Origin of the sequence: Paracoccus sp. J56 (assembly GCF_019633685.1) — a bacterium.
In the GTDB taxonomy this organism is placed as follows: Bacteria; Pseudomonadota; Alphaproteobacteria; order Rhodobacterales; family Rhodobacteraceae; genus Paracoccus; species Paracoccus kondratievae.
Genome location: NZ_JAFL01000023.1, coordinates 46,448 through 52,512, shown reverse-complemented (window position 1 = coordinate 52,512; position 6,065 = coordinate 46,448). Strand labels below are relative to the sequence as shown.

9 protein-coding genes are annotated in these 6,065 nt (G+C 62.7%); 6 read left to right on the top strand and 3 right to left on the bottom strand.

Annotated features, from left to right (window positions below; all coding sequences use genetic code 11):
- The coding region (locus M511_RS15045; RefSeq protein WP_139824526.1) for a transposase at nt 1–236 on the bottom strand (236 nt) is incomplete at its 3' end.
- Between the two features lie 93 nt (nt 237–329).
- Between M511_RS15045 and M511_RS15040 the strand changes: the two genes are divergently transcribed.
- From M511_RS15040 to M511_RS15020, 5 genes are all read left to right on the top strand, one after another.
- Nucleotides 330–773: a MerR family transcriptional regulator gene (locus tag M511_RS15040; RefSeq protein ID WP_010397158.1), complete on the top strand. Its 444-nt coding sequence runs from the start codon at nt 330–332 to the stop codon at nt 771–773.
- 61 nt (nt 774–834) lie between these two features.
- Nucleotides 835–1,464, top strand: coding sequence for a CDP-diacylglycerol--glycerol-3-phosphate 3-phosphatidyltransferase (pgsA, locus tag M511_RS15035; protein ID WP_010397161.1), 630 nt, complete (start codon nt 835–837; stop codon nt 1,462–1,464).
- A complete protein-coding gene (gene moaD, locus M511_RS15030) occupies nt 1,454–1,705 on the top strand; it encodes a molybdopterin converting factor subunit 1 (protein ID WP_010397163.1) in 252 nt (83 codons plus the stop codon). Before pgsA ends, moaD begins: the two co-directional genes overlap by 11 nt.
- A gap of 1 nt (nt 1,706) precedes the next feature.
- Nucleotides 1,707–2,153, top strand: a complete 447-nt coding sequence (locus tag M511_RS15025) for a molybdenum cofactor biosynthesis protein MoaE (RefSeq protein ID WP_085502631.1) — start codon at nt 1,707–1,709, stop codon at nt 2,151–2,153.
- Between the two features lie 84 nt (nt 2,154–2,237).
- A complete protein-coding gene (locus tag M511_RS15020; protein ID WP_010397168.1) occupies nt 2,238–3,194 on the top strand; it encodes an acetyl-CoA carboxylase carboxyltransferase subunit alpha in 957 nt (318 codons plus the stop codon).
- An 83-nt stretch (nt 3,195–3,277) separates the two neighbouring features.
- On the opposite strand, the gene M511_RS15015 is transcribed toward M511_RS15020, so the two are convergent.
- Entirely contained in the window at nt 3,278–4,546 is a 1,269-nt protein-coding gene (locus M511_RS15015; RefSeq protein WP_085502630.1) for a 4-aminobutyrate--2-oxoglutarate transaminase, read from the bottom strand.
- 88 nt (nt 4,547–4,634) lie between these two features.
- On the opposite strand from M511_RS15015, the gene M511_RS15010 reads away from it, so the two are divergent.
- Nucleotides 4,635–5,372 (top strand): rhomboid family intramembrane serine protease, encoded by a 738-nt coding sequence (locus M511_RS15010; protein WP_240547661.1) that lies wholly within the window; start codon nt 4,635–4,637, stop codon nt 5,370–5,372.
- Here the strand turns inward: M511_RS15010 and mnmD are convergent.
- A complete protein-coding gene (gene mnmD / locus M511_RS15005; RefSeq protein WP_085502629.1) occupies nt 5,369–6,025 on the bottom strand; it encodes a tRNA (5-methylaminomethyl-2-thiouridine)(34)-methyltransferase MnmC2 in 657 nt (218 codons plus the stop codon). The genes M511_RS15010 and mnmD overlap by 4 nt on opposite strands.
- Nucleotides 6,026–6,065: the final 40 nt, after the last annotated feature.

The following is a 6,065-nucleotide window of genomic DNA, read 5'->3' as shown; positions in this document are numbered from 1 at the left end:
CCCGCCATCATCTTCGCGAAGATGCCTTTGTCGCTCCAACGCTTCCAGCGGTTGTAGAGCGTCTTATGTGGGCCGTACGCACTTGGTGCGTCGCGCCACCTTAAACCATTGCGATTGACGAAGATAATGCCACTCAGCACGCGTCGATCGTCAACGCGAGGTTTGCCATGGGACTTCGGGAAGAAGGGCTCCAGGCGCGCCATCTGCGCATCCGTCAGCCAGAAAAGATCAGACATGTTCACCGCTCGATTTTCGAACCGTGAATCACGCCGACAAGCGTAAATCAATGGGTCCTGACCCTAGCGACCAGAGCTTCAAGAGGTATTTCGATGTTCTCGATCGGCAGGCTCAGCGCGGCGACAGGGGTCAAGGTACCCACCATCCGCTATTATGAGCAGATCGGCCTTTTGCCCGAGCCCGAGCGGACCGGGGGCAACCAGCGCCTTTACACCCGCAAGATGCAAGAAAGGCTGGCTTTTATCCGCCATGCCCGCGACCTTGGCTTTCCGCTAGAGGCGATCCGCGAGCTGTTGAGCCTTTCGGACCAGCCCGGCGAATCGTGCCACACCGCAGATGAGATCGCGATCCGCCAGCTTGCCGAGGTCGAGGCAAGAATCGCCCGGCTGGCGGCGCTGCGCGATGAATTGCGGCGCATGCTGGATCATTGTGCCAGCCACACAATCGCCGAATGCCGGGTGATTGAGGTTCTGGGCAATCACGCGCTGTGCGCGCATGATGACCATAGCGTGCCCAAGGGGGCCGGACCCGCCTAGCGCGGCCTGATCCCGTGGGTGACCCCTTCCCCCCGCCGCGACGACGTCCTAGAGTGCGACCATGCGCTGGACCCTGCCAAATCTACTGACTGTTCTGCGACTTCTGGCGGCACCGCTGGTGCCGCTGATGTTCTTCTTTCTCAGCCGGCCCTTTGCCGATTTCGCGGCGCTGGCGCTGTTCCTGATCGCCGCCGTAACCGATTGGTTCGACGGCTATCTGGCCCGCGCCTGGGCGCAGGAAAGCCGCTTTGGCGCCGCCATGGACCCGATTGCGGACAAGGCCATGGTCATCATCGCCGTGGTGGTCATCACCGGCTATTCGGGCATGAACCCCTGGCTGATCCTGCCCGCCACCGTGATCCTGTTTCGTGAGGTCTTTGTTTCGGGCCTGCGCGAATTCCTGGGGGACAAGGCACGGCTGCTCAAGGTCACGAAACTGGCCAAGTGGAAGACAACGGCACAGATGGTCGCCATTGCCGTGCTGTTTCTGGGCACCGGGCTGAATTACTATGAAACCGGCCATCCGCCGCTTGTGGGTGAAACCAGTCTGCCCTGGTCCGACAACTGGTCGGATCTGGCGACGCAGGTTGGGCTGGTGCTGATCTGGATCGCGGCGGTTCTGACCGCAATCACTGGCTGGGACTACTTCGCCAAGGCCCGGCCATTCCTGAGGGATGACCATGGCGCTTGACGTTCTGTATTTCGCCTGGCTGCGCGAACGCATCGGCCAGCCGCGCGAGCGGGTCGAGACACAGGCCCGTACCGTCCGTGAACTGGTGGCCGAACTTGCTGCAATGGACGAATGGCACGCGGCGGCACTGGCCGACCTGACAGCGGTGCGCATCGCTGTGGATCAGGAACTGGCTGATCTGGACGCATCGTTGGAAGGGGTGCGCGAAGTCGCCTTTTTCCCGCCGATGACCGGAGGCTAGGATGACGGCCCGGGTCCAAAGCGTGCCCTTTGACCTTGGTGCCGAGCTGGCGGGCTTTGGCACAGGCGCAGGCGCAGGCGCAGGCGCGGTCGTAAGCTTTTCGGGCCTGGTGCGCGACGAAGATGGTCGTCTGGTCGCACTTGAGATCGAACATTATCCCGGCATGACCGAAAAGGCGCTGCAAGCCTATGGCGAGCAGGCAGCACAACGTTTTGGCCTGACCGGCTGGCGGATCATCCACCGCTTCGGCCGTCTTGAAGTCGGTGAACAGATCATGATGGTCGCCACAGCCGCCCGGCACCGCAAGGCGGCATTTGAGGCGGCGGAATACCTGATGGACTGGCTGAAATCCCGCGCCCCCTTCTGGAAACGCGAAATCGGTCCTGACGGTCCCGGTGATTGGGTCGAAGCAAAGGCCGAGGATGAGGACGCCTTGTCACGGTGGTGAGGCAAAAGTTGCATTCCCGGCGCGCGGCGATCATATAGGGCGCGGACCAGACAGACCCGACCGGATGACAGCGCGGAGCCCTGCATGACTTACCTGGAGTTCGAAAAGCCCCTTGCCGATCTTGAGGGCAAGGCCGAGGAACTGCGTGCATTGGCCCGAAAGGGTGAAGGTGTTGATCTGGAGAAAGAGGCGGCCGCCCTTGACCGTAAGGCCGAGGAAATGCTGCGCGATCTCTACAAACAGCTTGATCCGTGGCGCAAGACGCAGGTCGCCCGCCACCCCGAGCGGCCCCATTGCCGCGACTATATCGACGTGTTGTTCAGCGAATACACACCCCTGGCCGGCGACCGCGCCTTTGGCGAGGATCATGCCGTCATGGGCGGTCTTGCGCGTTTTAAGGATCAGCCCTGCGTGGTCATCGGCCATGAAAAGGGCAATGATACCAAGTCGCGCATCTTTCACAATTTCGGCATGGCCCGGCCCGAAGGGTATCGCAAGGCGATCCGCCTGATGGATATGGCCGATCGTTTCCGCCTGCCGGTGATCACGCTTGTCGACACGCCCGGCGCCTATCCAGGCAAAGGTGCGGAAGAGCGCGGCCAGTCTGAGGCTATTGCCCGGGCGACCGAGAAATGCTTGCAGATCGGCGTGCCGCTGATTTCGGTCATCATCGGCGAAGGCGGTTCCGGCGGGGCTGTGGCCTTTGCCACGGCGAACCGTATCGCCATGCTGGAACACTCGATCTATTCGGTGATCTCGCCCGAAGGATGCGCCTCGATTCTGTGGAAAGACGCCGAAAAGATGCGCGAGGCCGCCCATGCGCTGAAACTGACGGCGCAGGATCTGAAAAAGCTTGATGTTATTGACCGCATCATCTCTGAACCGATGGGCGGCGCGCAGCGCGCCCCCGAAGAAGCAGTCGCTGCTGTGGGCGAGGCTATCGCCGCAATGTTGGGTGAGCTTCAGGGCAAGAAACCCGCGGAACTGATCAACGAGCGGCGGCAGAAATTCCTGAACATGGGGTCCAAGGCGCTGAGCTGAGGCCGAAAAGCCCCGGGGAAATCAAAGGTCCGTCCTGTCGGGGCGGACCTTTCCATTTGATCTTTCGCGGTCTTGGCGCTGATTTATTCCCGCGCAGCCCTAAGCGCGGCTTCCAGGATATCCAGCGCCTCGTCAAAGACCTGATCCTGAATGGTCAACGGCGCGAGGAAACGGATGACATTGCCGTGCACGCCGCAGGTCAACAGGATCAGGCCGCGTTTCAGCGCCTCTTCGCGGACGCGGTTGGCAAAATCGGGGTTCGGCTTGTCGGTGCCGGCAAGGTTGAACTCGACCGCGTTCATAAAACCCGGACCGCGAATATCGACAATCTCGGGCACCGAATCGGCGATGCCGGCCAGGCGCTGTTTCAGCCGCTGGCCAAGCCGGGTGGCACGTTCGCAAAGGTCCTCTTCTGCGATCACGTCCAGCACCGCATGGGCGGCGGCGACGGCCAGAGGGTTGCCCGCATAGGTGCCGCCAAGCCCGCCGGGGGCGGGGCTGTCCATCACTTCGGCCCGTCCGGTGACGGCGCTGATCGGCAGGCCGCCGCCCAGCCCCTTGGCCATGGTGGTCAGATCGGCGGCAACCCCGTGATGTTCCATCGCGAACAGCTTGCCGGTGCGGGCAAAGCCGGTCTGAACCTCGTCGGCGATCAGCAGGATCGAATACTGGTCGCAGATCTCGCGCAGGCGCTGGATAAAGCCGGTCGGCGCCTCATAAAAGCCGCCCTCGCCCTGCACCGGCTCGATGATGATGGCTGCAACGCGCGAGGGGTCGATATCGGCGCGAAACAGCCGGTCAAGCGCCGCCAGCGCCTCGTCGGCAGTCACGCCATGCAAGGGGTTGGGGAATGGCAGGTGCCAGACGTCGTTCATCATCGGCCCAAAGCCTGCCTTATAGGGCTGGACCTTGCCGGTCAGCGACATGCCAAGGAAGGTGCGGCCGTGAAAGCCCCCTGCAAATGCGATGATCCCGGCACGACCGGTGTAATGGCGGGCGATCTTGACCGCGTTTTCCACTGCCTCTGCCCCGGTGGTGTAAAAGGCGGTCTTTTTCGGCCCGTCGCCGGGGACAAGCTGGTTCAGCCGCTCGGCCAGGGCAACGTAGTTTTCATAGGGCACGACCTGATGGCAGGTATGGGTAAAACGGTCGAGCTGAGCACGCACCGCCCCGATCACCTTTGGGTGACGGTGGCCGGTGTTGACCACGGCGATCCCGGCGGCAAAGTCGATATAGCGCTTGCCCTCTTTGTCCCAGATCTCGGAATTCTCGGCGCGTTCGGCATAGATCTGGGTCGTCATCCCCACCCCGCGCGAGATGGCGGCATTCTTGCGTTCGGTCAGGCTGATCATACTGGGCGCCCCTTACTCGATGCGATTCGGGGTCGATGCTATACGCGGCCCGGCGATCCGAACAGGGCCGCTTGCACAGCACCCGGTGATGCTTCAGGCTGAAGCCATGTTTCCGATCCGCGACCATAACCCATCCGAGCGCACGCCCTATGTGACCTATGCGCTGATCTTTCTGAACGTGGCGATGTTTCTCATCACCATGCCATGGGCGGGCGGAGAGGTCGGTCTGTGGAACCGCCTTGCGCTATACCCGGTGGCGGTCAGCCATGGCGACTGGCTGTGGGGGCTGGTAACGCATATGTTCCTGCATGCCGGGATCATGCATATCGCCGGTAACATGCTGTTCCTGTGGGTCTTTGGCGACAATCTGGAAGATCAGATGGGGCGTTTCGGCTTTCTGGTCTTTTACCTTGCCTGCGGGTTGGCGGCGGCGGCGGGCCAGATCGCGGCCGACCCGATGAGCGATGTCCCCATGATCGGCGCTTCGGGTGCAATTGCCGGGGTAATGGGCGGCTATCTGCTGATGTTCCCGCGCGCCCGCGTCGATGTCATCGCCATTATCATCATTATTATTCGCCGCTTTACCATTCCGGCATGGGTGCTGTTGCTGGCATGGTTCGGCATCCAGCTGGTCTCAAGCGCCAGCATGGTCGATGACGGCGTTGCCTATGTGGCCCATGCAGCGGGGTTCCTGGCGGGGATCGTATTTGCCGTGCCGCTGTTTCTGCGTCGTGGCGGGTCGGGTTTCTGGCAGCGCACCCATGGTCGCCCGCCTCATGCCCCGGCCTATGCCCCCTCACGCATCCCGCCGGTGCGTCGGCGCTAAAGCCGGCCGCGGCTCATGTGGCGCTTGCCGGCAAAGCCCGGCGCGCGGCTGACGGTAAAACCTGCCGCCGCCAGTGCCCGTCGTACATGGCCTGCCGCTGTGTAGGTCGCAAAGGTCCCGCCCGCGGCGGTGTGGCGTGCAACCTCGGTCATTAGTGCCTCGCCCCAAAGCTCGGGGTTTTTGGCTGGCGAAAACCCGTCCAGAAACCACGCATCCGCCTGTCCATCCCATACGGGCAGGGCCTCGCGCGCATCGGCCTGGATGATTTCGGCCTGAACCAGCCCGACGGTCAGATGCTGTTGCGGCCAGCCCTCGCGTAACTGGGCTGCAAGCGGGGCAAGCTCGGGAAAGGCGGCATGGGCGCGGGCCAGTTCATCGGCGCTCATCGGAAAGGCCTCAAAGCTGGTAAAGCGGATCGGCACAGTTGCGATCTGCGCCAGTGCCAGAAGGTTCAGCCCAGTGCCAAAGCCCAGTTCGGCGACGTGAAAGCCGGGCCGCAACCGGGCGGGCAGATCGTTTCCGGCCAGAAAGACGTGGCGCGTCTCGTCCAGCCCGCCGCTGAGGCTGAAGTAGGGGTCGTCAAAGCGGCGCGAGACAGGAATCGCCCCGTCACGCCAATCCAGATCGGCGCTGCTCTGGTCGCGCTTGGCCATCCGCGCTAACTCCTTTTTGCAGGCAGATGCGGCAAGGGGC

Excerpts from the sequence above, each read along its gene's own strand:
- moaD (WP_010397163.1), top strand. The coding sequence starts at position 1,454 with ATGGCGCTTGACGTTCTGTATTTCGCCTGGCTGCGCGAACGCATCGGC.
- mnmD (WP_085502629.1), bottom strand. The coding sequence starts at position 6,025 with ATGGCCAAGCGCGACCAGAGCAGCGCCGATCTGGATTGGCGTGACGGG.
- M511_RS15020 (WP_010397168.1), top strand. The coding sequence starts at position 2,238 with ATGACTTACCTGGAGTTCGAAAAGCCCCTTGCCGATCTTGAGGGCAAG.
- pgsA (WP_010397161.1), top strand. The coding sequence starts at position 835 with ATGCGCTGGACCCTGCCAAATCTACTGACTGTTCTGCGACTTCTGGCG.
- M511_RS15025 (WP_085502631.1), top strand. The coding sequence starts at position 1,707 with ATGACGGCCCGGGTCCAAAGCGTGCCCTTTGACCTTGGTGCCGAGCTG.
- M511_RS15015 (WP_085502630.1), bottom strand. The coding sequence starts at position 4,546 with ATGATCAGCCTGACCGAACGCAAGAATGCCGCCATCTCGCGCGGGGTG.
- M511_RS15010 (WP_240547661.1), top strand. The coding sequence starts at position 4,635 with ATGCTTCAGGCTGAAGCCATGTTTCCGATCCGCGACCATAACCCATCC.
- M511_RS15040 (WP_010397158.1), top strand. The coding sequence starts at position 330 with ATGTTCTCGATCGGCAGGCTCAGCGCGGCGACAGGGGTCAAGGTACCC.